The sequence below is a fragment of the Streptomyces sp. Y7 genome, assembly GCF_043195415.1.
GTDB lineage: Bacteria > Actinomycetota > Actinomycetes > Streptomycetales > Streptomycetaceae > Streptomyces.
This window is the reverse complement of record NZ_JBIDDQ010000030.1, coordinates 17,363-41,615: the sequence shown is the minus strand read 5'-3', so window position 1 is coordinate 41,615 and position 24,253 is coordinate 17,363. Positions and strand designations below refer to the sequence as shown.

General features: G+C 72.1%; 21 protein-coding genes. 10 read left to right on the top strand and 11 right to left on the bottom strand.

Features of this window, described 5'->3' with window-relative positions:
* Positions 1-204 precede the first annotated feature (204 nt).
* From ACGFW6_RS39185 to meaB, 3 genes are read left to right on the top strand one after another with little or no spacing between them, the layout of a single operon-like run.
* Complete coding sequence (locus ACGFW6_RS39185; protein ID WP_393521093.1) at positions 205-2,007, top strand: methylmalonyl-CoA mutase family protein; 1,803 nt, start codon at positions 205-207, stop codon at positions 2,005-2,007.
* Positions 2,007-4,169 carry a methylmalonyl-CoA mutase gene (gene scpA / locus ACGFW6_RS39180; RefSeq protein WP_393521091.1) on the top strand — a complete coding sequence of 721 codons (2,163 nt, stop codon included), beginning with the start codon at positions 2,007-2,009 and terminating at the stop codon, positions 4,167-4,169. Before ACGFW6_RS39185 ends, scpA begins: the two co-directional genes overlap by 1 nt.
* Positions 4,166-5,197 carry a methylmalonyl Co-A mutase-associated GTPase MeaB gene (gene meaB / locus ACGFW6_RS39175; protein ID WP_393521089.1) on the top strand — a complete coding sequence of 344 codons (1,032 nt, stop codon included), beginning with the start codon at positions 4,166-4,168 and terminating at the stop codon, positions 5,195-5,197. Before scpA ends, meaB begins: the two co-directional genes overlap by 4 nt.
* Here meaB and ACGFW6_RS39170 read toward each other — a convergent pair.
* On the bottom strand, positions 5,146-5,835 hold the full coding sequence (locus tag ACGFW6_RS39170; RefSeq protein ID WP_393521087.1) for a response regulator: 690 nt from the start codon (positions 5,833-5,835) through the stop codon (positions 5,146-5,148). The genes meaB and ACGFW6_RS39170 overlap by 52 nt on opposite strands.
* Complete coding sequence (locus ACGFW6_RS39165; protein ID WP_393521085.1) at positions 5,832-6,935, bottom strand: sensor histidine kinase; 1,104 nt, start codon at positions 6,933-6,935, stop codon at positions 5,832-5,834. Before ACGFW6_RS39165 ends, ACGFW6_RS39170 begins: the two co-directional genes overlap by 4 nt.
* Before the next feature lie 166 nt (positions 6,936-7,101).
* Here ACGFW6_RS39165 and ACGFW6_RS39160 point away from each other — a divergent pair, with 166 nt between their 5' ends.
* The gene (locus ACGFW6_RS39160) at positions 7,102-8,109 is read left to right on the top strand and encodes a carboxymuconolactone decarboxylase family protein (protein ID WP_393521083.1); all 1,008 of its coding nucleotides are present in this window, start codon (positions 7,102-7,104) and stop codon (positions 8,107-8,109) included.
* 150 nt (positions 8,110-8,259) lie between these two features.
* Positions 8,260-8,928, top strand: coding sequence for a hypothetical protein (locus tag ACGFW6_RS39155; RefSeq protein WP_393521081.1), 669 nt, complete (start codon positions 8,260-8,262; stop codon positions 8,926-8,928).
* A gap of 18 nt (positions 8,929-8,946) precedes the next feature.
* Here ACGFW6_RS39155 and ACGFW6_RS39150 read toward each other — a convergent pair whose 3' ends face one another.
* The 9 genes from ACGFW6_RS39150 to ACGFW6_RS39110 form a co-directional block, all read right to left on the bottom strand.
* Entirely contained in the window at positions 8,947-10,494 is a 1,548-nt protein-coding gene (locus tag ACGFW6_RS39150; protein ID WP_393521079.1) for an NCS1 family nucleobase:cation symporter-1, read from the bottom strand.
* Positions 10,495-10,726: 232 nt separating this feature from the next.
* A complete protein-coding gene (locus ACGFW6_RS39145) occupies positions 10,727-11,749 on the bottom strand; it encodes a TIGR03842 family LLM class F420-dependent oxidoreductase (protein WP_393521077.1) in 1,023 nt (340 codons plus the stop codon).
* 11 nt (positions 11,750-11,760) lie between these two features.
* A complete protein-coding gene (hydA, locus tag ACGFW6_RS39140) occupies positions 11,761-13,164 on the bottom strand; it encodes a dihydropyrimidinase (RefSeq protein WP_393521075.1) in 1,404 nt (467 codons plus the stop codon).
* Between the two features lie 89 nt (positions 13,165-13,253).
* Complete coding sequence (locus ACGFW6_RS39135) at positions 13,254-14,096, bottom strand: nitrilase-related carbon-nitrogen hydrolase (RefSeq protein ID WP_107907928.1); 843 nt, start codon at positions 14,094-14,096, stop codon at positions 13,254-13,256.
* A 155-nt stretch (positions 14,097-14,251) separates the two neighbouring features.
* Positions 14,252-15,859 carry a PucR family transcriptional regulator gene (locus ACGFW6_RS39130; protein ID WP_393521073.1) on the bottom strand — a complete coding sequence of 536 codons (1,608 nt, stop codon included), beginning with the start codon at positions 15,857-15,859 and terminating at the stop codon, positions 14,252-14,254.
* Between the two features lie 37 nt (positions 15,860-15,896).
* Positions 15,897-17,180, bottom strand: coding sequence for an aspartate aminotransferase family protein (locus ACGFW6_RS39125; RefSeq protein ID WP_393521071.1), 1,284 nt, complete (start codon positions 17,178-17,180; stop codon positions 15,897-15,899).
* A complete protein-coding gene (locus tag ACGFW6_RS39120; RefSeq protein WP_393521069.1) occupies positions 17,177-18,019 on the bottom strand; it encodes a nitrilase-related carbon-nitrogen hydrolase in 843 nt (280 codons plus the stop codon). The genes ACGFW6_RS39125 and ACGFW6_RS39120 overlap by 4 nt, the downstream gene beginning before the upstream one ends.
* A gap of 190 nt (positions 18,020-18,209) precedes the next feature.
* Positions 18,210-19,835: a hypothetical protein gene (locus tag ACGFW6_RS39115; RefSeq protein WP_393521067.1), complete on the bottom strand. Its 1,626-nt coding sequence runs from the start codon at positions 19,833-19,835 to the stop codon at positions 18,210-18,212.
* A 132-nt stretch (positions 19,836-19,967) separates the two neighbouring features.
* Positions 19,968-20,228, bottom strand: a complete 261-nt coding sequence (locus ACGFW6_RS39110; protein ID WP_393521065.1) for a helix-turn-helix domain-containing protein — start codon at positions 20,226-20,228, stop codon at positions 19,968-19,970.
* 60 nt (positions 20,229-20,288) lie between these two features.
* Between ACGFW6_RS39110 and map the strand changes: the two genes are divergently transcribed.
* From map to ACGFW6_RS39085, 5 genes are all read left to right on the top strand, one after another.
* Complete coding sequence (map, locus tag ACGFW6_RS39105) at positions 20,289-21,065, top strand: type I methionyl aminopeptidase (protein ID WP_393521063.1); 777 nt, start codon at positions 20,289-20,291, stop codon at positions 21,063-21,065.
* 340 nt (positions 21,066-21,405) lie between these two features.
* Positions 21,406-21,516, top strand: coding sequence for a keywimysin-related RiPP (locus tag ACGFW6_RS39100; protein ID WP_393521061.1), 111 nt, complete (start codon positions 21,406-21,408; stop codon positions 21,514-21,516).
* 25 nt (positions 21,517-21,541) lie between these two features.
* Positions 21,542-23,386, top strand: a complete 1,845-nt coding sequence (locus tag ACGFW6_RS39095; protein ID WP_393521059.1) for a lasso peptide isopeptide bond-forming cyclase — start codon at positions 21,542-21,544, stop codon at positions 23,384-23,386.
* Between the two features lie 31 nt (positions 23,387-23,417).
* Positions 23,418-23,672 (top strand): lasso peptide biosynthesis PqqD family chaperone, encoded by a 255-nt coding sequence (locus ACGFW6_RS39090; protein WP_393521057.1) that lies wholly within the window; start codon positions 23,418-23,420, stop codon positions 23,670-23,672.
* On the top strand, positions 23,669-24,094 hold the full coding sequence (locus ACGFW6_RS39085; protein ID WP_393521055.1) for a lasso peptide biosynthesis B2 protein: 426 nt from the start codon (positions 23,669-23,671) through the stop codon (positions 24,092-24,094). Before ACGFW6_RS39090 ends, ACGFW6_RS39085 begins: the two co-directional genes overlap by 4 nt.
* The last annotated feature ends 159 nt before the right edge of the window (positions 24,095-24,253 follow it).

Sequence of the window (24,253 nt, the reverse complement as noted above, 5' to 3'; positions counted from 1 at the left end):
TACCGCTCGACCGGGACATGACCAATGGCGGACGGGCCTGCCGGGCCCTGCTCTGACCGAACCTTTACCTGCGACGAAAGCCGCGGAACGCCCCTTCCCCGACCGCCGGGAATCAGGCGGAGATCCAGGTCACAATGCGGGAGAGGGCAAGGTCACAGCCGTGCCCTCTGCTGCTCCTTTGTCGATCTGACCTAGCATCCGAGCATGACGGTCCTGCCTGACGACGGGCTCTCGCTGGCCGCCGAGTTCCCTGACGCAACCCATGAGCAGTGGCAACACCTGGTGGAAGGTGTGCTGCGCAAGGCGGGCAAGGACGTCTCGGGCCCGGCTGCGGAAGACGCCCTGTCCACTGCCCTGGAGGACGGGTTGCGCACCCGCCCTCTGTACAGCGCGCGCGACACCGCGCCCGATGCCGGTCTGCCCGGGTTCGCCCCGTTCGTCCGAGGCGGTCGCGCCGAGGGCAACACGGCCGGCGGCTGGGACGTCCGGCAGCGGCACACGGCGCTCACCGACGGCGTGGTGCTCGCGGACCTGGAGAACGGCGTCACCTCGCTCTGGCTGGTCCTCGGCGAGGGCGGCATCCCGGTGACGGAACTCGGCCGCGCCCTGGACGGCGTGTACCTCGACCTGGCCCCGGTCGTCCTCGACGCGGGCACCGAGGTGGAGCCCGCCGCCCGTGAGCTGCTGCGGCTGTACGAGGAGCGGGGCGTCGCCAAGGAGGCGGCGCGCGGCAACCTCGGCGCCGACCCCCTGGGCCACGAGGCCCGTACCGGAAAGTCCTCCGGGTTCGCCCCCGCCGCCACGCTGGCGCGGCTGTGCGCCGAGGAGTACCCGGGACTGCGGGCGCTCACCGTGGACGCGCTGCCGTACCACGAGGCCGGTGGGTCGGCCGCCCAGGAGCTGGGCGCCTCGCTGGCGACCGGTGTCGCGTATCTGCGTGAGCTCACCGAGGCCGGCCTGACGGTCGAACAGGCCGCCGCGCAGCTTGAGTTCCGCCTCGCCGCGACCGCCGACCAGTTCCTGACCATCGCCAAGCTGCGCGCCGCGCGCCGGCTGTGGGCGCGGGTGACCGAGGTGTGCGGGGCGCCGAGCGCGCAGGTGCAGCACGCCGTCACCTCACCGGTGATGATGTCGCGCCGCGACCCCTGGGTGAACATGCTGCGCACGACGGTCGCCACGCTGGCCGCCGGCGTCGGGGGCGCCGAGTCCGTGACGGTGCTGCCCTTCGACCACGCGCTCGGCCTGCCGGACGCGTTCGCGCGGCGTATCGCCCGCAACACCTCGACCATCCTCATCGAGGAGTCGCACCTGGCCCGGGTGATCGACCCGGCGGGCGGCTCCTGGTACGTGGAGCGGCTCACCGACGAACTGGCCGAGGCGGGCTGGGAGTTCTTCCAGCGGATCGAGGGGGCCGGCGGCCTCGCGGCCGCGCTGCGCTCCGGGCAGCTGGGCCAGGACCTCGCCGCCACCTGGGAGGCCCGCACCGGCAAGCTCGCCAAGCGCCGGGAACCGGTCACCGGCGTGAGCGAGTTCCCGAACCTCGCCGAGCAGCTCGTGGTGCGCGAGCCCGCCCCCGAGGCCCGCTCCGGCGGCCTGCCCCGCGTCCGGCGCGACGAGGCGTACGAGGCGCTGCGTGCCCGCTCCGACGCCCACCTGGCCGCGACCGGCTCCCGGCCGCGGATCTTCCTGGCGGCGCTCGGTCCGGCGGCGGCGCACACCGCGCGCCTGACCTTCGCCTCCAACCTCTTCCAGGCGGGCGGCGTCGAGCCCGTCACCGAGGGCACGTTCGCCGAAAGCGGCGCCACCGAGGTGTGCCTGTGCTCCAGTGACGCCGTGTACGAGGAGCAGGCGGAGGCGGTGACCGAGCAGCTGAAGACCGCCGGCGCCTCGCACGTGTTCCTCGCCGGACGGCCCGGGAACCACCCCGGTGTCGACAGTCACGTCTTCGCCGGCTGCGACGCCGTCGCCGTGCTGTCCGCCACCCTCGACCGCATGGGAGTGTCCTGATGGGAATCCCCGACTTCTCCGGGATCGAGCTGGGGGAACCGAGGACCGACGCCGGCGTCGACGAGTGGCGGAAGGCGGCGGGGAGCGACGGAGCCTTCTGGGAGACCCCGGAGGGCATCGCGGTCAAGCCGCTGTACACCGGCCGTGACCTGGAGGGCCTGGACTTCCTCGGCACCTACCCGGGCATGGCGCCGTATCTGCGCGGCCCGTACCCGACGATGTACGTCAACCAGCCCTGGACGATCCGCCAGTACGCGGGCTTCTCCACGGCCGAGGAGTCCAACGCGTTCTACCGCCGCAACCTCGCGGCCGGCCAGAAGGGCCTGTCGGTCGCCTTCGACCTGCCCACGCACCGGGGTTACGACAGCGACCACCCGCGGGTGACGGGCGACGTCGGCATGGCGGGTGTCGCCATCGACTCGATCTACGACATGCGGCAGCTCTTCGACGGCATCCCGCTGGACCGGATGACCGTGTCGATGACGATGAACGGCGCCGTGCTGCCGGTGCTGGCGCTGTACATCGTGGCGGCGGAGGAACAGGGCGTACCGCCCGAGAAGCTGGCCGGGACCATCCAGAACGACATCCTCAAGGAGTTCATGGTCCGCAACACCTACATCTATCCGCCGAAGCCGTCGATGCGGATCATCTCCGACATCTTCGCCTTCACCTCGCAGCGGATGCCGCGCTACAACTCCATCTCCATCTCCGGCTACCACATCCAGGAAGCCGGTGCGACGGCCGATCTGGAGCTGGCGTACACCCTCGCGGACGGCGTCGAGTACATCCGCGCGGGCCGTGAGGCGGGCCTGGACGTGGACGCGTTCGCGCCTCGGCTGTCGTTCTTCTGGGCGATCGGCATGAACTTCTTCATGGAGGTCGCCAAGCTGCGGGCGGCGCGCCTGCTGTGGGCGAAGCTGGTGAAGCAGTTCGACCCGAAGAACACCAAGTCCCTCTCCCTGCGCACCCATTCGCAGACCTCGGGCTGGTCGCTGACCGCGCAGGACGTGTTCAACAACGTCACGCGCACGTGCGTCGAGGCGATGGCGGCGACGCAGGGCCACACGCAGTCGCTGCACACCAACGCCCTCGACGAGGCGCTCGCGCTGCCCACCGACTTCTCGGCCCGCATCGCGCGCAACACGCAGCTGATGATCCAGCAGGAGTCGGGCACGACCCGGGTCATCGACCCGTGGGGCGGCAGCGCCTACGTGGAGAAGCTGACGTACGACCTCGCCCGCCGTGCCTGGCAGCACATCCAGGAGGTCGAGCAGGCCGGCGGCATGGCCAAGGCGATCGACGCCGGCATCCCCAAGCTGCGCATCGAGGAGGCCGCGGCCCGCACCCAGGCCCGCATCGACTCCGGACGCCAGCCCGTCATCGGCGTCAACAAGTACCGCGTCGACAGCGACGAGCAGATCGAGGTGCTCAAGGTCGACAACTCCTCCGTGCGCGCCCAGCAGATCGAGAAGCTGCGGCGGCTGCGGGCGGAGCGCGACGAGCAGGTCTGCCAGGACTCCCTGGACGCGCTCACCCGGGCCGCCGGCGGCGAGGGCAACCTGCTGGAGCTGGCGGTGAACGCGGCCCGCGCGAAGGCCACCGTCGGGGAGATCTCGGACGCGCTGGAGAAGGTGTACGGCCGGCACGCGAGCCAGATCCGTACCATCACCGGCGTGTACCGCAACGAAGCCGGGGAGTCGCCGTCCGTGGACCGCACCCGCACCCTCGTGTCCGACTTCGAGGAGGCCGAGGGCCGCCGCCCGCGCATCCTGGTCGCCAAGATGGGCCAGGACGGCCACGACCGCGGCCAGAAGGTGATCGCGACCGCCTTCGCCGACCTCGGCTTCGACGTCGACGTCGGCCCCCTGTTCCAGACGCCTGCCGAGGTGGCCCGCCAGGCCGTCGAGGCGGACGTGCACATCGTCGGGGTGTCGTCGCTGGCCGCCGGTCACCTCACCCTCGTACCGGCGCTCAAGGAGGCGCTGGCCGAGGAGGGCCGCGAGGACATCATGATCGTGGTCGGCGGTGTGATCCCGCCGCAGGACGTACCGACGCTCCTGGAGATGGGCGCGGCCGCGGTCTTCCCGCCCGGGACGGTGATCCCGGACGCCGCGTACGACCTCGTGCAGCGGCTGGGGGCCGACCTCGGGCACGAGCTGTGATCGATCTCGACGCGTATGTGAAGGGCGTGCTCGACGGGAAGCGGGCGATCGTCGCGCGTGCCATCACCCTCGTCGAGTCCACCCGGCCCCAGCACCGGGTGCTGGCGCAGCAGTTGCTCACCGAGCTGCTGCCGCACAGCGGAAAGGCGCGGCGCATCGGCGTCAGCGGGGTGCCGGGGGTCGGGAAGTCGACGTTCATCGACGCGTTCGGGACCATGCTCACGGGGCTGGGGTACCGGGTCGCGGTGCTGGCCGTCGACCCGTCGTCCAGCCGGACGGGCGGGTCGATCCTGGGCGACAAGACGCGGATGGAGCGGCTGGCCGTGGATCCGGCGGCCTTCATCCGCCCCTCCCCCACGGCCGGCACGCTGGGCGGGGTCGCCAAGGCCACCCGTGAGTCGATCGTGGTGATGGAGGCGGCCGGCTACGACGTGATCCTGGTGGAGACGGTCGGGGTCGGCCAGTCGGAGACCGCGGTCGCGAACATGGTCGACTCGTTCCTGCTGCTGACGCTGGCCCGCACCGGCGACCAGCTCCAGGGCATCAAGAAGGGCGTCCTGGAACTGGCCGACGTGCTCGCCGTCAACAAGGCCGACGGTCCGCACGAGCGCGACGCCCGCGCCGCGGCCCGGGAGTTGGCCGGCGCACTGCGGCTGATGCACGGCAAGGACGCCGCCTGGACGCCGCCCGTCCTGCACTGCAGCGGCCGTGAGTCGATCGGCCTGGACACCGTCTGGGACCGGCTCGAACAGCACCGCGCGCTGCTCGACTCCACCGGCCGGCTCGCCGCCAAGCGACGTGAGCAGCAGATCGACTGGACCTGGACCATGGTCCGCGACGAACTCCTGGGCCGGCTGCACGCGGACCCGTCGGTGCGGGCCGTCGCGCCGGGACTCGAACAGCAGGTCAGGGACGGCGCGTTGACGGCGACGCTGGCCGCCGAGCGGATCCTCGCGGCGTTCGAGGGCGTGCGCGATCAGCACACCGAGGTGTCGGAACCCCGTGGGGCCACGAGCCCCGACTCGTAGGCGAACACCACGAGTTGGGCCCGGTCGCGCGCCCCGAGCTTGGTCATCGCCCGGCTGATGTGGGTCTTCGCCGTGAACGGGCTGATCACCATGTGCGCGGCGATCTCCTCGTTGGTCAGTCCGCGCGCCGCCAGCGCGGTCACCTCGCGTTCGCGGCGGGTCAGGCACTCCAGGCCCGGTGCCGTGGACCGGTCGGGCGGGCGGGCGACGAACTCGCCGATGAGGGTGCGGGTGACCGCCGGGGACAGCAGCGCCTCGCCGCGGGCCACCACCTCGATCGCCTGGAGCAGGTCGGCGGGTTCGGTGTCCTTCAGCAGGAAGCCGCTCGCGCCGGCCCGCAGCGCCTCGAAGACGTACTCGTCGTGGCCGTAGTTGGTGAGGATCACCACGCGCACACCGGCGAGGGCGGGGTCGGCGGCGATGCGGCGGGTGGCCTCGATGCCCGTCATCACCGGCATCTGCACGTCGATCAGCGCGATGTCGGGGACCTGGGCGCGGATCAGCGCGAGGCCGCGCTCACCGTCCCCCGCCTCGCCGACCACCTCGATGCCGTCCTCGGCGTCCAGCAGGGCCCGGAAGCCCGCCCGCATCAGCGCCTGGTCGTCGACCAGTGCCACCCTGATCACGTCGTGCGTCATCCCGCCTCCCCCAGCGGCAGCCGTGCCCGCACCGCGAATCCACCCTCCTCGCGCGGGGCGGCCTCCAGTGTGCCGCCCAGAGCCGTGACACGCTCGCGCATACCGGTCAGGCCGATGCCGTCGGCGGGCGGGCGGGCCGGGTCCGCGGTGCCGTCGTCCGCCACGCGTATCGTCAAGTCGCCCTCACCGTAGGCCAGATGCACGCTCACCTTGGCCGGCCCCGCGTGCCGTGCCGCGTTGGTGAGTGCCTCCTGGACGATGCGGTACATGGCCCGGTCGACGGTCGCCGCCAGCGGCCGCTCGTCCCCCGTCACGGTCAGGTCGACCGCGAGCCCGGCGGCCCGTGCCCGCTCCACGAGCAGCGCGGGCGTGCCGGTCGGCTCGTCGGTGCGCAGCACCTCCAGCGTGGCGCGCAGTTCGCGCATGGCCTCGCCGCTCGCCTCCTGGATGGCGAGCAGGGCCGGCGGCACCTCCTCGCCGCGCTTGCGGGCGAGGTGCACGGCGACGCCGGCCTGGAGCTTGACGATGGAGATGCTGTGGGTGAGGGAGTCGTGCAACTCCCTCGCGATGCGCAGGCGTTCCTCGCCCGCTCTGCGCAGGGCCGCCTCCTCGCGGGTGCGTTCGGCCTCCAGCGCGCGCTGCTCGGTCTGGCGCAGATACGCCTGCCAGTTGCGGTCGGCGAGGCCGGTGACGACCGCGCACAGGAACCATCCGGCGAGCAGCAGCGCTTCGCGTACGACGTCCGAGGTGGCCGAGCCGGTCGCGACGTATCCGCCGAGGAAGACGGCGGCCGCCGCGGCCGCCGTGCCCCGGTGCCCGGTGCGGGCGGCCGTGTGCACCGCTCCCACGACGGGGAGGGCGAGGCTGCTCGCCGGTCCGGCGTGGACGACGTCGGCGAGCAGGCAGACGGTGGTGATCGCGAGGACCACGCGCGGGGCGGTGCGGTGTGCGGCCAGGGCCAGTGAACCGGCCGCGATCAGGGCCCAGTCGACGGGCCCGGCACGGTCGTCCGCCACGGCGGCGAGCACGGTGATCACGCCGGCCACGACCGCGACGGTCGCGTCGGCGAACCGCTCGCGTGTGATTCGGTGCCCGCTCATGCCCGCACACTAGACGGCGCCGCCGACAGCGACGTCAGCCCTGTGGACGGCTCCCGGACTACTCCCGGCGCAGTAGTGCGGCCCGCCGGCCCGCCCCGCCGGCGCAGCCATGACTCCGTTCGCCGGTACGACGACCCGCAGGGCCCCGGCGGCGCACGCTACTGCCATGTCCACACCCTTCAGGCACACCGAACCCCTTCCGCCCGGATCTGCCGCCGGCACCGTCGCCGAGGTGTACGCGCAGATCGCCCTCGACTTCGGCATCGCCGAGCCGTCCACCTTCGTGGTCCTGTCGTCTGCGCCCGAACTCCTGGCCCCCGCATGGGCGTTGCTGCGTGAGTCGCTCATCGCGGGTCCGGGCGGCCGGACCGGCAAGGAGCTGGTGGCGCTCGGAGTGTCGCTCGCCAATCGGTGCCCGTTCTGCGTGGACGCGCACACCGTGCTGCTGCACGCCACCGGCGACCACGCGCTCGCCGAGCGGGTGGCCCGCGGCGAGACGCCGCAGGACGAGGAGCACGCGCGTCTGCTCGCCTGGGGGAAGCGCACGCGCGTGCCGGGCGCCGACCTGGAGCCGTTCCCCTTCCCTCGCGAGCACGCCCCCGCCTATCTCGGCACCGCGCTGACCTTCCACTTCATCAACCGGATCGCGTCGGCCCTGCTGACCGAGAACCTGCTTCCGGCGGGCGCCCAGCGCTTCCGTGCGGTGCGGAGCATCGCGGGCCGGGCGCTCTCGCGGACCGTGCGCCGCACCGCCGGCCCCGGCCAGTCGCTGGCGCTGCTCGACGACATCGACCCCGGTGAGGCCCCGGCGTGGGCGCTCGGCACACCCGTCGGCATCGCGTACGCGTCGCTGCTCAGGGCCGCGATGCGGGGAGCGGGTCTGCTCGACGCCGCGGACCACGACCTCGTGGAGGCGGTCCTGCAGGACTGGGACGGCACGCATCCACCGCTCGCCCTGGACGGGTTCCCGGACCGCCGGGAGCGTCCCGGCGCGCGGCTCGCGCTGCTGGCCGCCCTGGCGCCGTACCGCATCACGGACCAGGACGTGGCGGCGTGGCGCCGGCCGGAGCACACCGACCACTGTCTGGTGCATCTCGTGGCCTACGGCGCCTTCATCGCCGTGGACCGTATCGAAAGCGCACTTTCCGCCCAGATCACCCAGGAGGTCGTGTAACTCACCCAGGACACCCCGTGATCGCGACCCGTCCGTAATGGCGTCGGCACGGAGCGAGTTGGCCCTTTCGCCTCACAGGGAGTCATGTGACACTGGCGTCCCGTCCGCAGTGCGGACTCCTTCCGCACCGTCCCCCACGAGAAGTGCGCCGTGCGTTCCCTTCCCTTGCCGCTCGCCCTCACCGCACGACTGTCGCCCGTCGTCGTGCTCGCCGCCGCGGGCTGGGCGCTGTCGTCCGGACCCGCCACGACGCCGACCGCCGAGGACCGGACGGCGACGCAGAAGACGGAGGAGGACTCGCCCTCGGCTCCCGCGACGGCCGCGGCGTCGAAGACGTACGCCGCCGCTCCCTCGCCGTGCGCAAGCCTGGGCTCGAAGTCGATAAAGGATCTCGTGCCCGGCGCCAAGACGGCCGGCAAGGAGATTCCGTCGACCGACTCCAAGCTGCGCCGCACCTGTTCGTGGAACGCGCTCAAGGGCTACGAGTACCGCTGGCTGGACGTGTCCTACGAGATCACGGCGTCGGACGAGGCGGCCGAGGAGTCCTACAAGGAGCGCGTCGCGGACAAGAGCGGCGGGGGCGCGGTGCCCGGGGTCGGCGACTCGGGGTACTCCGTGGTGAACCTCAGCACCGAGGACGGGCAGCAGACCCGGGAGGGCACGGTGCTGGTCCGCGCGTCCAACGCGCTGGTCTCCATCACCTACAGCGGAAGCGACTTCGAGTCGAAGAAGGCGCCCGACACCGACGACATCAACAAGGGCGCGATCAAGGCGGCCAAGGAAGCGGTCGCCGCCCTGGAGGACGGCCAGAAGGGCTGACCGTCCTCCCCTGCCTCATCAGGCGTCCGCGCGTTCCTTGCGCCCGCCCATCAGCACCACGTACAGCACCAGAGAGGTGCCCAGGCCCACCGCCCAGCCGTAGTCGGCGAGCGGCTTGAGGAACGGGATCAGTCCGTCGGCCGGGAACGGCCCGGTCCTCGAACCGTCCGCGCCCACACCCGAGTACGAGCCGCCGACCGCGAGGACGCCGCCGACGACGAACGCGGCGATGGCGCGCCAGTTCCAGCCGGAGGAGTACCAGTAGCGCCCTCCGGGCGTGTACAGGTCGGCGAGGTGCAGGACCGTGCGGCGGACGATCCAGTAGTCGGCGATCAGGATGCCCGCGACCGTGCCGAGCAGGCCGCCGACCACCCCGAGCCAGGTGAAGATGTAGAACTCCGGGGTGGAGATCAGCTTCCACGGGAAGATCAGGATACCGACGACGCCGGTGATCAGCGCGCCCGTACGGAAGTTGATGAGCTTCGGCGCCAGGTTCGCCAGGTCGTACGCAGGGGAGACCACGTTCGCCGCGATGTTCACGGAGACCGTCGCGATGAGCACCACGACGAGGGCGAAGAGCAGACCGAAGGCACTGTCGGCCTTGGCGGCCAGGGCGACCGGGTCCCAGATGGCCTCGCCGTAGACGACCTCGGAGCCGGAGGTGACCAGGACGGCGAGGATCGCGAAGAGCGTCATGGTCGTGGGCAGGCCGAGGGACTGCCCCCAGGTCTGCGCCTTCTGACTGGCACCGAAGCGGGTGAAGTCGGGGATGTTGAGGGAGAGGGTCGCCCAGAAACCGATCATTCCCATCAGGGACGGGAAGAAGACCGGCCAGAAGTCGGGACCCCAGCCGAGCTTCGAGGGCTGGTCGAGCAGCGCGCCGAACCCGTCCGCCTCGACCGCGATCCAGATCAGCAGCACCAGCGCGCCGACGATCACGAAGGGCGCGGCCCAGTTCTCGAAGTGCCGCAGGAAGTCCATGCCGCGGTAGATGATCGCGATCTGCACGGCCCAGAACAGGATGAAGCAGAGCCACAGCGGCCAGGGGTTGCCCGCGATCTTGCCGGCGTTCTCCCAGTGGCCCCCGGTGAGCTTGGAGCCGAGCGCGAAGATGCCGCTGCCGCCGATCCAGGTCTGGATGCCGAACCAGCCGCAGGCCACGGCCGCCCGGATCATCGCCGGGATGTTGGCGCCGCGCAGCCCGAAGGAGGCCCGCGCCAGCACCGGGAAGGGGATGCCGTACTTGGGTCCGGCGTGCCCGGTGGCCAGCATCGGCAGCAGCACGATGACATTGGCCAGCGCGATGGTGAAGACGGCCTGCTTCCAGTCCATGCCGAGCGCGACCAGGCCGGAGGCCAGGGTCCAGCTGGGGATGCAGTGGGCCATCGAGATCCACAGGGCGGCGAAGTTGTACGTCGTCCACTTGCGCTCGGCGACCGGGACGGGACGCAGATCCTCGTTGGCGAAGGGGCTGTCGGCGGGAAACGCCTCGGGGGCGAGTTCGATCCGGCCGCCGGTGTCGGCGGACTGGGATATCGGTGACCCCTTGGGGACTGTATTGGTCATGAGCAGGCCAATCGATCTTGGACGGGAACGGGAGAGGCCGTGCGGGGGCCGGCGGGGCGACGGGAACGGGCGGGTGCGGACCCGCGGGATGCGGGTGCGGGCCCTCCCCTCCCCGGGCCCCGCCACCCCTCCCCTCCCCGGGGCGGCGGGGAGGCCGGGACCGGTGGGGAGGGAGACAAGGGGTGGGGGGTCGGTGGAGCGGTGCGGTGGTGCGTGAACTCGCCTACCGGCGTCAGGAGTTGACCGCGGGGATGACCGACTCGCCGTACGCGTCGATCACCGCTTCCTGCGCGTCGTGCATGTCGTAGACGGCGAACTGGTCGACGCCCAGCTCGCGCAGGGCGTTCAGCTTCTCGATGTGCTTCTCGACCGGACCGATGAGACAGAACCGGTCGACGATCTCGTCGGGCACGAACGCGGTGTCCGGATTGTCGGCACGCCCGTGGTGGGAGTAGTCGTAGCCCTCACGGGCCTTGATGTAGTCGGTGAGTTCGTCGGGGACGGCGGCGGAGTGCTCGCCGTACTTGGACACCAGGTCGGCGACGTGGTTGCCGACCATCCCGCCGAACCAGCGGCACTGCTCACGGGCGTGGGCGAGCTTCTCGGGCGAGTCGTCCTCGGTGACGTACGCCGGCGCGGCCACGCAGATCTTCACCTCGGACGGGTCACGGCCGGCCGCGACCGCCGCGGCCTTCACGGCCTTGACCATGTACTCGGTCAGATAGAGGTCGGCGAGCTGCAGAATGAACCCGTCGGCCTCCTCGCCGGTCATCTTCAGCGCCTTCGGACCGTACGCCGCCATCCACACGGGGAGTTCGGCGCCGGGTTTGATCCAGGGGAACCGGACCACCGTGCCGCCGCCGAGGTCCGCCTCATGTCCGCTGCCGAGCGCCCGGATGACCTTCATGGCCTCACTGATCCGGGCGAGCGTGTTGGGCTTGCGGCCGGCGACACGCATGGCCGAGTCGCCGCGGCCGATGCCGCAGACCGTGCGGTTGCCGAACATGTCGTTGAGGGTGGCGAAGGTGGAGGCGGTGACCTCCCAGGTCCGGGTGCCCGGGTTGGTCACCATGGGTCCGACGGTCAGCTTCTGCGTGTTGGCCAGGATCTGGCTGTAGATGACGAACGGCTCCTGCCACAGCACGGCCGAGTCGAAGGTCCAGCCGTAGCTGAACCCGCTGCGCTCGGCGCGTTTCATCAGGCTCACGACCCGCGAGGCCGGCGGGTCGGTCTGCAGGACGAGTCCGAAGTCCATGTGCTCCGCTCCTAGTTGAGGTACTGGCAGGTGGAGCGGGGGGTGTAGACACCGTGCCCGGCGTGACCGGTGTACTCCCGCTCGGTGATGACGAGTTCGCCGCGCGAGAGGACCGTCTCGACCCGGCCGGTGGTCTGCTTGCCCTCGTAGGCCGAGTAGTCGACGTTCATGTGGTGCGTCTCGGCGGACATGATCTGGGTCGCCTGCGGGTCGTAGATCACGACGTCGGCGTCGGCGCCCGGCGCGATGGTGCCCTTCTTCGGGTACATGCCGAACATCCGGGCCGGGGACGCGCAGGCGATCTCGATCCAGCGGCGGCGGGAGATACGGCCCTCGACGACGGCCTGGTGGAGCAGGTCCATCCGGTTCTCGACGCCCGGCATCCCGTTGGGGATCTTGGAGAAGTCGCCCCGGCCGAGGTCCTTCTGACCGACGAAGCAGAAGGGGCAGTGGTCGGTGGAGACGACCTGGAGGTCGTTCGTCCGCAGGCCCTTCCACAGCTGGGCCTGGTGTTCACGCGGCCGCAGCGGCGTGGAGCACACGTACTTGGCGCCCTCGAAGTCCGGCTCGGCGAGGTTGTCGGTGGACAGGAACAGATACTGCGGACAGGTCTCGCCGAAGACGTTCAGGCCCTCGTCGCGCGCCCGCGTCAGCTCGGCCACCGCCTCCATGGCCGAGACGTGTACGACGTACAGGGGGGCGCCGGCGACCTGGGCGAGCCGGATCGCGCGGTGGGTGGCCTCGGCCTCCAGCAGCGCCTTGCGCACCTCGCCGTGGTAGCGCGGGTCGGTCTCCCCGCGCGCCAGCGCCTGCTCCACCAGCACGTCGATCGCGATGCCGTTCTCGGCGTGCATCATGATCAGGCCGCCGTTCTCGGCGGAGCGCTGCATGGCGCGCAGGATCTGGCCGTCGTCGGAGTAGAAGACCCCCGGGTAGGCCATGAACTGCTTGAAGCTGGTCACGCCCTCCTCGACCAGCAGGTCCAGCTCCTTGAGCGTCTCGTCGTTCACATCGGAGACGATCATGTGGAAGCCGTAGTCGATGGCGCAGTTGCCCTCGGCCTTGGCATGCCAGGCGTCCAGGCCCTCGCGCAGCGAGCGGCCCACGCTCTGCACGGCGAAGTCGACGATCGTGGTGGTACCGCCCCAGGCGGCCGCCCGGGTGCCGGTCTCGAAGGTGTCGGAGGCGAAGGTGCCGCCGAACGGCAGCTCCATGTGGGTGTGGACGTCGACGCCGCCCGGGATGACGTACTTCCCGGTGGCGTCGATGGTCCGCTCGGCCGTCCAGGCCTCGGCGGCGGACGTTCCGGCGGCGGCGAGGGCGGCGATACGGCCGTCCTCGATCAGGACGTCGGCGTGCAGCTCGTCGGATGCGGTGATGACGAGGCCGCCGCGGATTACTGTTCGGCCGGTCATGGGTCCTCTCCCTCGTGGTCGCGTGCGGGTCGTTCGTGGCTGGTCGCGCAGTTCCCCGCGCCCCTGAGTCGGCTGCGCTGCCGGCGTATTTACGGTGCCGTCAGCGGGCCGTACGTTCCCGGGGCGCGGTCCCGGTAGAACTGCCAGCGGTCGCGGACCTCGCGGAGCTTGGCCAAGTCCAGGTCTCGTACGACCAGTTCGGTCTCCTTGTCGCTCGCCACCTCGCCGACGAACTGGGCCTCCGGGTCCACGAAGTAGGTGGTGCCGTAGAAGTCGTTGTCGCCGAGGTCCTCGACGCCGACCCGGTTGATCGCGCCCACGAAGTACTCGTTGGCGACGGCCGCCGCCGGCTGCTCCAGCTGCCACAGATAGCGGGAGAGCCCGCGGGAGGTGGCGGAGGGGTTGAACACGATCTCGGCGCCGGCCAGGCCCAGCGCCCGCCAGCCCTCGGGGAAGTGACGGTCGTAGCAGATGTAGACGCCGATCTTCCCGACGGCCGTCTCGAAGACGGGCCAGCCGCTGTTCCCCGGGCGGAAGTAGAACTTCTCCCAGAATCCCTGAACTTGCGGGATGTGGGTCTTGCGGTACTTGCCGAGGTAGGAGCCGTCCGCGTCGATCACCGCGGCGGTGTTGTACAGGACGCCCGGCTGCTCCTCCTCGTACATCGGCAGCACCAGGACGATGCCCAGCTCCTTGGCGAGCGCCTGGAAGCGCCGCACGGTCGGGCCCTCGGGGATCTGCTCGGCGTACTCGTAGAACGCCTTGTCCTGCACCTGGCAGAAGTACGGCCCGTAGAACAGCTCCTGGAAGCACAGCACTTGAGCGCCCTGCGCGGCCGCGTCGCGGGCCGCCTGCTCGTGGACCTGGATCATCGACTCCTTGTCGCCGGTCCAGGCGGTCTGGAAGAGGGCAGCGCGGATCACTCGGCTCATCGGGACCTCCGGTCACTCGGTGTGCCAGAAGGCTAGGAAGTCCGAAGCGGCGGTTTGAGTTGCACGGTGTCACGTCTGCGGGCATACGGCGTGCCACGGTGTCACCCTGTCGTGATCCCATGTTTCACCGCCGTTTTCCCAGGTCGTTGCAGGTTTCAGCTCTGTTGCGCGTCGTGCGCGAGGAGTGCGATGTGCACGGAGGCGGCCTGTTCGAAGTCGTCGAGGTCGACGCCGAGCCGTGTCTGTATCGCCTCCAGGCGGCGGTAGAGCGCGGGCCGTGAGACATGGTGGAGCTGGGCCGTGCGGGACTTGTTGCGGCCGGTCGCGAGATACGTCCGCAGCACGGACACCATGTCGTCGTCGGCCGTGCGCAGCAGCCCGTCCAACTCCCGCTCCGCGAACGACTGCACATGCGGGTCGTCGCGCAACAGCCGGATCAGGCCGCGCAGATGGACGTCCCTGAGCCGGACCACGGCCGGGAGGTCACGGGCCGCCGAGGAGTCGGCGGCGTCGGCGACGTGCTGGGCCTCGCGCAGCCCGGTCGGCACGTCGTCCCATGCGGTACGGGCGTCGGCGGCGGCCACGACGGTACGGGCGGCCTCCGAGTGCACCCGGGCCGCGAAGTTCTCCGTCAGCACCGAGGCGTCCTGGTCCCGGGCGAGGCTGAGCAGCACCGCCACGGCCCCCTCGGCCAGCTCGGCGACGAGCCCGGACAGCCCCACCATCCGCAGTACGCGATCGAGCTGGTCGGGTTCGACGTCCCGCACGACCAGCGGCACGAACGTCCGCCGGTTGACGGGCAGCCCGGCCGCCCGCGCCCTGGGCAGCAGCTGACGCGCCGGTACGACGCCGCTGACGAGGTCGGTCAGCAGGCTCTGCGCGGACTGCTCCTCCCAGGTGTGCGCGGAGTTCCCGCCGAGCATGCGGTGCAGGACGAGGGCCTCGGCGGCACGGTCGGCGAGCAGCCGTCCGGTGGCGGTGTCGCCGCGGTGCCCGCACAGCGTGATCCGCCCCCAGCGCTCGCCGCGCCCGCCGAGTTCGGCGCGGATCCAGCCGTCGCCCGCGCTGCCTCCCCCCGTGCCTGAGCGGCCTGGGTGGTGCGCCCATGCCTGCCGGGCGATGCGCTCCCAGTCGCGCAGCACGTCGTCCACGGCGGACCGCTCCCCCGCCGTGGCGAGGACCCGGTGGGCGAGGTTGGTGACGACGACGGGGCAGGCGCTGTGCGAGGCGACCTCGTCAAGCAGGCTCTGTAGCGGGGCACCCGCGGTGATGAGCGCGGTGAGCGTGGTCCGTACGGACTCCGAGAGGCTGACGGCGGCGAACTTGCGCCGCACCAGCCGGCACTGGACCTCTTCGGTCAGCTCGGCGAAGGGGAACGGCCGGTGCAGCACCACCATGGGCAGCCCGCACCGCTCGGCCGCCCGGCGCATCACCTCCGGCGGGGCGGGGAACGCCCGGCCGAGGCCCAGTACGACGGCCGACGCCTCGGCCCGGTGCAGGGAGCGGATGTACTCGGCCTGCTTGTCCTCGTCCCCGGCCAGCAGTACCCCGGTGGTGAGCACCATCTCGCCGCCGGTGAGCATCACCCCGACGTCCGGTGCCTCGGCGACGTGCACCCAGCGCACCGGCCGGTCGAGCTGGCCGGCGCCCGCCACCACCTCGGGCTCCCCGGCCAGCACCCGCTCCAGGGTGAGGACCTGCCGGACCGACAGAGCGGGTTCGGAGAGTTCCGTGGGCTCCCAGGGCTCCGAGGTGGTGGTCATGGCGGCGTTCCCTTGCTCAGGCACTCGGGCGTTCGTGCTAGATGCTCCTCAGAGCGTTCTCGAGGATCGCGGCGCCTTCCTCGGCCTCCGCGACGGTGAGGGACAGGGGCGGCGCGACGCGCAGGGCGCTGGTGTTGTGGCCGCCGCCCTTGCCGATGAGCAGGCCGCCGTCGCGGGCCGCCTCCAGCACCGCGGACGCGGCGGCGGGGTCGGCCTCGTCGGTGCCGGGCCTGGTCAGTTCGATGCCCAGCATCAGGCCGCGGCCGCGCACCTCCCTGACGTGCGGCACCTGCGCGGCGACGGCCCGCAGCCGCTCCAGGAGCAGCCCGCCGACCCGCCGGGCGTTGCCCTGGAGGTCGTGCTCCAGCAGGTACGACAGGTTGGCGAGGCCAGCCGCCATGGTGATCTGGGTGCCGCCGAAGGTCGAGATGCTGTTGGAGTCGAGGCAGTTCATGAGCTCGGCGCGGGCGACGACCCCGCCGATGGACATGCCGTTGCCGATGCCCTTGGCGAAGGTCAGCATGTCCGGCGGGCCGGAGCGGGCGTGCGCCTGCCAGCCCCAGAAGTGGTCGCCGGTGCGGCCCCAGCCGGTCTGCACCTCGTCGGCGATCCACAGGATGCCGCGCTCGGCGAGCACCTCGCGGAAGGCGGCGTACAGCCCGTCCGGGCCGGAGGTGAAGCCGCCGACGCCCTGGATCGGCTCGGCGATCAGCGCGGCGGGCGTGCGGGTGTGGCCGAGGAGGTCCTTCAGGTCGTCGACGCAGGCAGCGATGAAGTCGTCGTCGGAGAGGTGGGCGTAGGGGCCGCGGGTGCGGACGCCGCCGTGGACGTACAGGGTCTGGAGCGGTGACAGCGAGGTCGGTGACCAGCCGCGGTTGCCGGTGATGCCGACGGCGCTGAAGGAGCGGCCGTGGTAGCTGTTGCGCATCGCGAGGATCGAGTTGCTCCGCTGGTAGGTCGTCGCGAGCAGCAGCGCGGTGTCGTTGGCCTCGGTGCCGGAGGTGGTGAAGAAGACGCGGGCGTCCGGGATGCCGCTCAAGTGCGCGATGCGCTCCGCGAGTTCGACCATGGGCCGGTTGAGGTACAGGGTCGAGGAGTGGATGATCCGTCCCGCCTGCTCGCTCACCGCCTTGGTGACCTCGGGCAGCGCGTGCGCGGTCATCGTGGTGAGGATGCCGCCGAAGAAGTCGAGGTAGCGGTTGCCCTCGGCGTCCCAGACGTGCCGGCCCTCGCCGTGGGTGATCTCCAGCGGCTCCTCGTAGTACAGGGCGAGCCAGTCCGGCATGACGGCACGGTGGCGTCCCAGCAGGTCCTTGGTCACGGCTGCACCAGCCCTTCGTAGGCGTCGGGGCGGCGGTCGCGGTAGAAGGCCCACTGCTGCCGCACCTCGTCGATCAGGTCGAAGTCGAGGTCGCGCACGAGAAGCTCCTCGCTCTTGTCGCTGGCGATCTCCCCGACAACCTGCCCACGCGGATCTACGAAGTAGCTCGTCCCGTAGAAGTCGTTGTCGCCGTACGGCTCCTGTCCCACGCGGTTGATCGCGGCGACGAAGTACTCGTTGGCGACGGCCGCCGCGGGCTGCTCCAGCTGCCACAGGTAGGCCGAAAGACCGCGCGAGGTGGCCGACGGGTTGTAGACCAACTGGGCGCCGTTGAGGCCGAGTTGCCGCCAGCCCTCCGGGAAGTGGCGGTCGTAGCAGATGTAGACGCCGACCTTGCCGACGGAGGTCTCGAAGACGGGCCAGCCGATGTTTCCGGGCTTGAAGTAGTACTTCTCCCAGAAGCCCTTGACCTGTGGGATGTGGTGCTTGCGGTACTTGCCGAGGAAGGTGCCGTCGGAGTCGATGACGGCGGCGGTGTTGTAGTAGAAGCCGGACTGCTCGACCTCGAAGACGGGCACGACGATCACCATGCCGGTCTCGCGGGCCAGGTCCTGCATACGGCGTGTGGTGGGCCCGTCGGGGACCGGCTCGGCCCAGCTGTAGTGCTCGGGGTCCTGGACCTGGCAGAAGTAGGGAGCGTTGAAGACTTCCTGGAAGCCGATGATCCTGGCGCCCTGCCGGGCCGCCTCGCGTGCGTGCTCCTCGTGTTTCGCGACCATGGACTCGGAGTCGCCGGTCCAGGTGGCCTGGACCAGAGCGGCGCGTACGACGTTGGCCATGAGCTGCTCCTTCGACGGGACGTCAGAGCCTCTACGCCCGTAGAGGGGGCCGTAGAGGCTCGAAAGTAAGCCCCTGGGACAGCCTTGCCAAGACCATCGTCGTTAACCCGCTGAGTCGATCAGGTTTCACCCTCCTGTGGGTGATGGATGGGGCCGGTGGGAGGGATGGGGCCGGTGATGCGGGTTCCGCTCACGCGGTGAAGCCCGCCACCCGCAGGGCGTGGACGAGGTCCCACCGACGTTCCTCGGAGACGCCCTGGGCGGCCTCCAGCAGCAGCGGTACGAGCGCCCCGGGGTCCGCCTCGACGCTGCGGGCGGCCTCTTCCGGGGTGCGCATGCGGACGTACGCGTCGAGGAGCGCGCGGACCTCGCGGCGCCGGCCCTCGCCGGCCAGCCCCAGCACGGCCCGCCCTATCTCGGGCGCGGGCCGCAGCACGCCCTGCCGCAGGATCTGCTCGCCGTCCTCGGCGCGCCCCGCGGCGGTCAGCGCGTCGGCGGCGGCCACGAGCCGCTCGGCCGGCAGCGAGGCGGCCTCCCACAGCAGGGTCGCCCAGTCCGCCCCGAGTCCGGCGCGCTGCATCTCCGCGGCGAGCAGCGGCAGACGTACGGCGGGCCAGTGCGCGGCCTCGACGAGCAGGACGTGCGCCTCGCCGCTGCGCCCCTCACCGCGCAGCCGCACGAGTGCCCGGACGATCCCGGCGACCTCCCGCCGGTCCTCCGGGCCGACCCCCGCGTCCCGCGGCTGCACGGGCGCCGCGGCCACGTCCTCGGCGGCGGCCCCGGCGAATCGCGCCCCGCGCGGGCTGCGGGAGGTGGGGGCGGCGGTCTGAGCGGGCAGCGTGGGCAGGACGGGCTCGGCGGTCGGCGGTACGACGACGGGGGCGGCCTCCTCCTCATCCATCCCGGCGAAGCGGGCACTGCCGCGGCGGCGCTTGCGCTGCTTGGGGGCGGGAGCGGTGCCCCCCACGGCAGGACCGCCGTCCGGCACCGGGGCGGACCCGGTACCGCCCTCCCTGAAGCCCTCACCGCCCCTCCGACCGGCCCCGGCCCCGTCACCCCGAAGGTCCGCACCGCCGAACCGGCCGGCCCCGGCCCCGTCGTACTGAAAGTTCGCGTCACCCATCCGACCGGCCCCGGACCCGTCGTCCGGGAGGTTCGCACCGCCGAACCGGCCGGCCCCGGACCCGTCGTCCCGGAGGTTCGCACCGCCGAACCGGCCCGCCGTCGTCCCCTCGGCCTCGTCCTCCACGCGGAAGACGGGCTCCGCCATCCGGTCCCGTCGTAGCGCCTGTCCTCGCGCACGCGCGCTTCGCCGTTCCAAGTCGGCCATCCGGAAGCGGAGTTCGTCGCACCGTGAGGTCGCGCGTTCGAGGTCGTCCCGGGCCCAGGCGAGGTCGAGGCGGATGGCGTCGGCCTGTTCGCGGCCGGTGGCGAAGGTGAGCGACCGGCCCAGTTCCGCCTGCCGTTCGGCGGCGTGGCGCTGTTCGCGGAGCATGACGTCGAGGCGGTCCCCGAGGGCGTCGCGCCCACCCGGGCGGGAGTCGTGCGCGGCGAGGGCGGCGGCGTGCAGGGCGCGGGCGCGTTCCGTCTCGGGGCCGGCGCCGCCGGGGCCGTACTGGGCGGCCAGGTCGTCCAGCAGGGACTCCACCACGTCCCAGGGCGGCACCTCACGGCCGTCGAGGCAGGCCCGCAGGCCCTCCGGGTCCCGCTGCCAGAACACCCCGCACCAGCCGCCGCCCTGGTCCAGGCGCGCCATGAGGCCGTCCAGGTAGTTCACGAACTCCCGCACCCGAGCCGGGAGTTGATCCACTGACATCGCTCAACTCCCGCCAGACCGGAGCACTCCGGTCCGTTAGGCAACACCAGCCGTGTTACGGACGTGCTACGGGGAGTTTTCCGACGGAACGCAGAGTACGCCGGAGCTACCGCAACGTGACGTGCGCACCTCTCAGGCGGCGGCCTCGACCGCCGGCGCGCACTGCCCGACCAGCTCGTCCATCGACAGCCCGAGGGCCGCCGCGAGTGCGGCCACCGTGAAGAAGGCCGGCGTCGGGGCGCGGCCGGTCTCGATCTTGCGCAGCGTCTCGGCGGAGATCCCGGCGTTCGCCGCGACCTCCGTCATGCTGCGGCCGCCGCGTGCCTCGCGGAGCAGCAGGCCGAGCCGCTCGCCGCGTTCACGCTCTTCGGGGGTGAGAGGGGTGCGCACCATGGCGCCCATTCTAATACCGCCCCCGACCGACCCCCATTCAAAACCGGTATAGTAATTGGCATGGTGGAACTGAAGACGGACAAGTCGATCGATGCGATGTACGTGACCGGACAGGTCGTGGGCCAGGCCCTCACGGCCGTGCGCAAGGCCGCCGACGTGGGGGTCTCCCTACTGGAGCTGGACGAGGTGGCACGCGAGGTGCTGCGCGGCGCGGGGGCGACCTCGCCCTTCCTCGGCTACCGTCCCTCGTTCGCGCCCACCCCCTTCCCCGCCGTCATCTGCGCCTCGGTGAACGACGCGATCGTGCACGGCATCCCGACCGGCTACCGGCTGCGCGACGGCGATCTGGTCTCCATCGACTGCGGCGCCGAACTGGGCGGCTGGGCGGGCGACTCGGCGATCAGCTTCACGGTGGGCCGGGCCCGCCCGGCGGACGTACGGCTGATCGAGACGGCGGAGCGGGCGCTGGCGGCCGGCATCGAGGCGGCCGTGGTCGGCAACCGCATCGGCGACATCGCCCATGCCATCGGCTCGGTGTGCCGGTCGGCGGGGTACGGCGTCCCGGACGGGTTCGGCGGCCACGGCATCGGCCGCAAGATGCACGAGGACCCGGGGGTACCGAACGAGGGCCGCCCGGGCCGGGGCATGCCGCTGCGGCACGGCATGGTGCTGGCCATCGAGCCGATGCTCATCGCGAGCGGCGAGGACGGCTACCACGCGGCTCCCGACGGCTGGACCCTGTGCACGAACGACGGCTCCCGCGCGGCCCACGCGGAACACACGGTGGCGATCACCGACGCGGGACCACGCGTCCTCACCGCGCGGGACGGCCTCTGAGCACGCCGCCCGTCGAGCCTCCCGCCTGCTGGAGGTGGTGCGCACCGTGGGATGCGCCATGCGCCCCGGCGGCTCCTTCCCGGGGTTTCGGATTCGGCGGGCGCGACCATCGACCGGGCGCATGTGAGAACGATTCTTCGCACATGCGCACGGCGAGCCACCGGCAGCCACGACACCCGCACGCCCGGGGCGCGCGCTCCGCCGGCGGACCAACGTCATCAGCCTTCTCGTATGTTCATACTTTCGTGCCGCGTCTTGCCGCGCCCTCACCTTCGGCCGCTAGCTGTGTGCTGCGCCCAGCCCGACGTGGGCTCGGGGCACGACTCAGCGAGGAGTAGTCATGAAGAAGGCATACGAAGCGCCGACGTTCGTCCGGCTCGGAACGTTCCGCAAGGAGACAGGGCTCCTTGCCCGCCACGGCAACGACCGGCTGATCTTCAGCAAGAACTGACGGGCGACGGCACTGACCCGACGTCATGACTGAACTGCACGCAAGTGCGGGGACGGGCCTCGGCGACGCGGACTTCACGGTCTTCCCGGACCGTGCGGACGCGGCCGCCGTGGCCCGGTCCTTCGCCCGGCCCGGCTCCCACACCCTCACCCACGCGTCCGGCCGGCCCTGGCTGGTCGGCACCTGGCACGACGACGAGGTCGTCACGGCGAGCGCCGGCGACACGGCCCTCGCCGTCATCGGCTGCTGCCCGGTCGAGGCGGGCGAACTGCGCCGCACGGCCGCACGGCTGAGGGACCTCGCGGAGCTCGACGCACTGGCCCGCTCCCTCCCCGGCAGCTTCCATCTCGTCGCCACCCTCGGCGGCCGGCTCCGAGTACAGGGCACCGCCTCCGGTCTGCGGCTGGTCTTCCACGCGGAAATCGACGGCGTACGGGTGGCCGCCAGTCGCGCCGACACCCTCGCCGCCTCCCTCGGCCTCGACCCCCATCCGCAGGAACTGGCCGTCCGACTGCTGTGGCCGGCCCCGTACCCCCTGTTCGAGACCTCCCTGTGGCGCCCGGTGACCGCCGTGCCCCCGCAGGACGCCGTGATCGTCGCCGCGGACGGGCGCTCCGTCCGGCACACCCCCTGGTGGACCCCGCCGGAGCCGGTCCGACCCCTCGCCGAGGCGGCGCCGCTCATCCGGACGGCGCTGGAGGAGGCAGTCGACGTGCGGACCCGGCAGGGCGGCGTGGTCAGCTGCGACCTGTCCGGCGGGCTGGACTCCACGTCCGTATGCTTCCTCGCCGACCGCTCCCGCGCCCGCGTGGTGGCCGGCACCTGGCCGGGCCGCGATCCGGCGGACACCGACCTGCACTGGGCCGAGCTGGCCGCGAGCCACCTCCCGGACGTCGAGCACGTCATCTGGGACGCGGACGCCTCACCGCTGGTCTACGAGAACTTGCTCGGCATCGACGACCTCCTCGACGAGCCCACCATCGGCGTCATGGACCGCTCCCGGGTCCTGCACCACCTGCCGGCCCTCGCCGCCCGCGGCAGCCGGCTGCACCTGACCGGCATCGGCGGCGACCACGTGGCCTGGTGCTCCGAGGCCTACTACCACCGGCTGCTGCGCACCCGTCCGCTGTTCGCCGTGCGGCAGCTGCGCGGGTTCCGGGCCCTGTGGAACTGGCCGCTCGGCGGCACCGTACGCGCCCTGGCGGCCTCCCGGCCGTACGGCGGATGGCTCGCCGACACGGCCGGACGGCTGCGCGATCCGTCCCCCACGTCGGTGGCCAGCGGGCTCGGCTGGGGCATGGAACCGCGGCTGTTCGGCTGGGTGACCACGGAAACCGAGCGGCTGGCGCGGCGGGCGCTGCTCGACGCCGCGTCGACGGCGACACCCCTGCATCCGGACCGGGGGATGCACACGGACCTGGAACAGATCCGCTCGACCACGCGCATCATCCGCCAGTGGGACCGGATGGCGGCCCTCGCCGGTCTGCCGATGGCCCACCCCTTCCTCGACGACCGGGTCATCGAGGCGTGTCTCGCCGTACGGCCCGCCGAGCGCGTCACGCCGTGGGCGTACAAGCCGGTGCTGACCGCCGCGATGCGCGGACTGGTGCCCGAGGCGTGCCTGCGGCGCGCCACCAAGGCCACGGCCGCCATGGACGCCGCCGACGGGCTGCGAGATCACCGCGCCGACCTGCTGGCGCTGTGGGCGGACTCCCGGCTCGCGCGGCTGGGACTGGTGGACGGCGCCGAGCTGCGCCGTCTGGCCCGCCGGCCCGCCTCGCCGGGGCTGTCCGACGCCATCCTCTACTCCACGATCGCCGCCGAGGTGTGGCTGCGGGCGCTGTCCCGCGGTCACGCCCGTACTCCCTGAAGAACCCGCACCGCGTGAGAAAGGCGAGCGCATGCCCTTGCGGTTCGACGCACACGTCTCCACGGCCGAGACCGACTACGGCACCGTCCTGCTGGACGAACGAGCCGGCACCTACTGGGAGTTGAACCCGACCGCCACCCTCGTGGTCCGTACCCTGCTCGCCGGCGGCGAGGAGGCGGACGCGACCGCCGCGCTGGTCCGCGAGTTCGACATCGACCGGGCGCAGGCCCAGCGGGACGTCGAGGCGCTCGTCGGGCACCTGCGTGAGGCGGGACTGGCCTCATGACGACACCCAGCGCGCTGGAACGCCCCACCGGCGTGCCCCTCCGCCGCCGTCTGGCCGCCCGCCTCGTCCTCCTGCCCGCCGTCGTCCTCGCCCTGCTGCCGCCCCGCCGCCTGCGCGCCGTCCTCGGTGTCCTGCGTCGCGGGGCCGCGCCCGCCGGCACCGCGCAGGCCCAGCGGGCGAGGGACGCGATGTGCGCCGTCAGCCTGCGCTGCACCGGGCCGAAAGGCTGTCTGCCGCGTTCCCTGGGGGCCGCGCTGCTGTGCCGGCTGCTGGGCACGTGGCCGACGTGGTGCGCCGGGGTCCGCGTCGTCCCGCCCTTCACCGCGCACGCCTGGATCGAGGCGGAGGGCCGCCCCGTCGGCGAGGACGTACCCGACGGCTACTTCGCCCGGCTGGTCGCCGTCGAGCCGACCGGGCGATGAGCGACGACACGGAGGCGGACACCGGACGGACGCGGGGGGCCGGACGGACGCCGGACGCCGGACGGGTGGCGGATGCTGGGCCGCCGCGGGATGCCGGAGGGGCGGCGGGTGCTGGACGGGCGCCGGACGCCGGACGGGCGCGGGGCGCCGGACCGCCGC

Excerpts from the sequence above, each read along its gene's own strand:
- ACGFW6_RS39095 (WP_393521059.1), top strand. The coding sequence starts at position 21,542 with ATGACTGAACTGCACGCAAGTGCGGGGACGGGCCTCGGCGACGCGGAC.
- ACGFW6_RS39115 (WP_393521067.1), bottom strand. The coding sequence starts at position 19,835 with ATGTCAGTGGATCAACTCCCGGCTCGGGTGCGGGAGTTCGTGAACTAC.
- ACGFW6_RS39130 (WP_393521073.1), bottom strand. The coding sequence starts at position 15,859 with ATGACCACCACCTCGGAGCCCTGGGAGCCCACGGAACTCTCCGAACCC.
- ACGFW6_RS39120 (WP_393521069.1), bottom strand. The coding sequence starts at position 18,019 with ATGGCCAACGTCGTACGCGCCGCTCTGGTCCAGGCCACCTGGACCGGC.
- ACGFW6_RS39165 (WP_393521085.1), bottom strand. The coding sequence starts at position 6,935 with ATGAGCGGGCACCGAATCACACGCGAGCGGTTCGCCGACGCGACCGTC.
- ACGFW6_RS39090 (WP_393521057.1), top strand. The coding sequence starts at position 23,418 with ATGCCCTTGCGGTTCGACGCACACGTCTCCACGGCCGAGACCGACTAC.
- map (WP_393521063.1), top strand. The coding sequence starts at position 20,289 with ATGGTGGAACTGAAGACGGACAAGTCGATCGATGCGATGTACGTGACC.
- ACGFW6_RS39110 (WP_393521065.1), bottom strand. The coding sequence starts at position 20,228 with ATGGTGCGCACCCCTCTCACCCCCGAAGAGCGTGAACGCGGCGAGCGG.
- ACGFW6_RS39145 (WP_393521077.1), bottom strand. The coding sequence starts at position 11,749 with ATGGACTTCGGACTCGTCCTGCAGACCGACCCGCCGGCCTCGCGGGTC.
- ACGFW6_RS39160 (WP_393521083.1), top strand. The coding sequence starts at position 7,102 with ATGTCCACACCCTTCAGGCACACCGAACCCCTTCCGCCCGGATCTGCC.
- ACGFW6_RS39135 (WP_107907928.1), bottom strand. The coding sequence starts at position 14,096 with ATGAGCCGAGTGATCCGCGCTGCCCTCTTCCAGACCGCCTGGACCGGC.
- scpA (WP_393521091.1), top strand. The coding sequence starts at position 2,007 with ATGGGAATCCCCGACTTCTCCGGGATCGAGCTGGGGGAACCGAGGACC.
- ACGFW6_RS39170 (WP_393521087.1), bottom strand. The coding sequence starts at position 5,835 with ATGACGCACGACGTGATCAGGGTGGCACTGGTCGACGACCAGGCGCTG.
- ACGFW6_RS39185 (WP_393521093.1), top strand. The coding sequence starts at position 205 with ATGACGGTCCTGCCTGACGACGGGCTCTCGCTGGCCGCCGAGTTCCCT.
- ACGFW6_RS39100 (WP_393521061.1), top strand. The coding sequence starts at position 21,406 with ATGAAGAAGGCATACGAAGCGCCGACGTTCGTCCGGCTCGGAACGTTC.
- hydA (WP_393521075.1), bottom strand. The coding sequence starts at position 13,164 with ATGACCGGCCGAACAGTAATCCGCGGCGGCCTCGTCATCACCGCATCC.
- ACGFW6_RS39150 (WP_393521079.1), bottom strand. The coding sequence starts at position 10,494 with ATGACCAATACAGTCCCCAAGGGGTCACCGATATCCCAGTCCGCCGAC.
- ACGFW6_RS39085 (WP_393521055.1), top strand. The coding sequence starts at position 23,669 with ATGACGACACCCAGCGCGCTGGAACGCCCCACCGGCGTGCCCCTCCGC.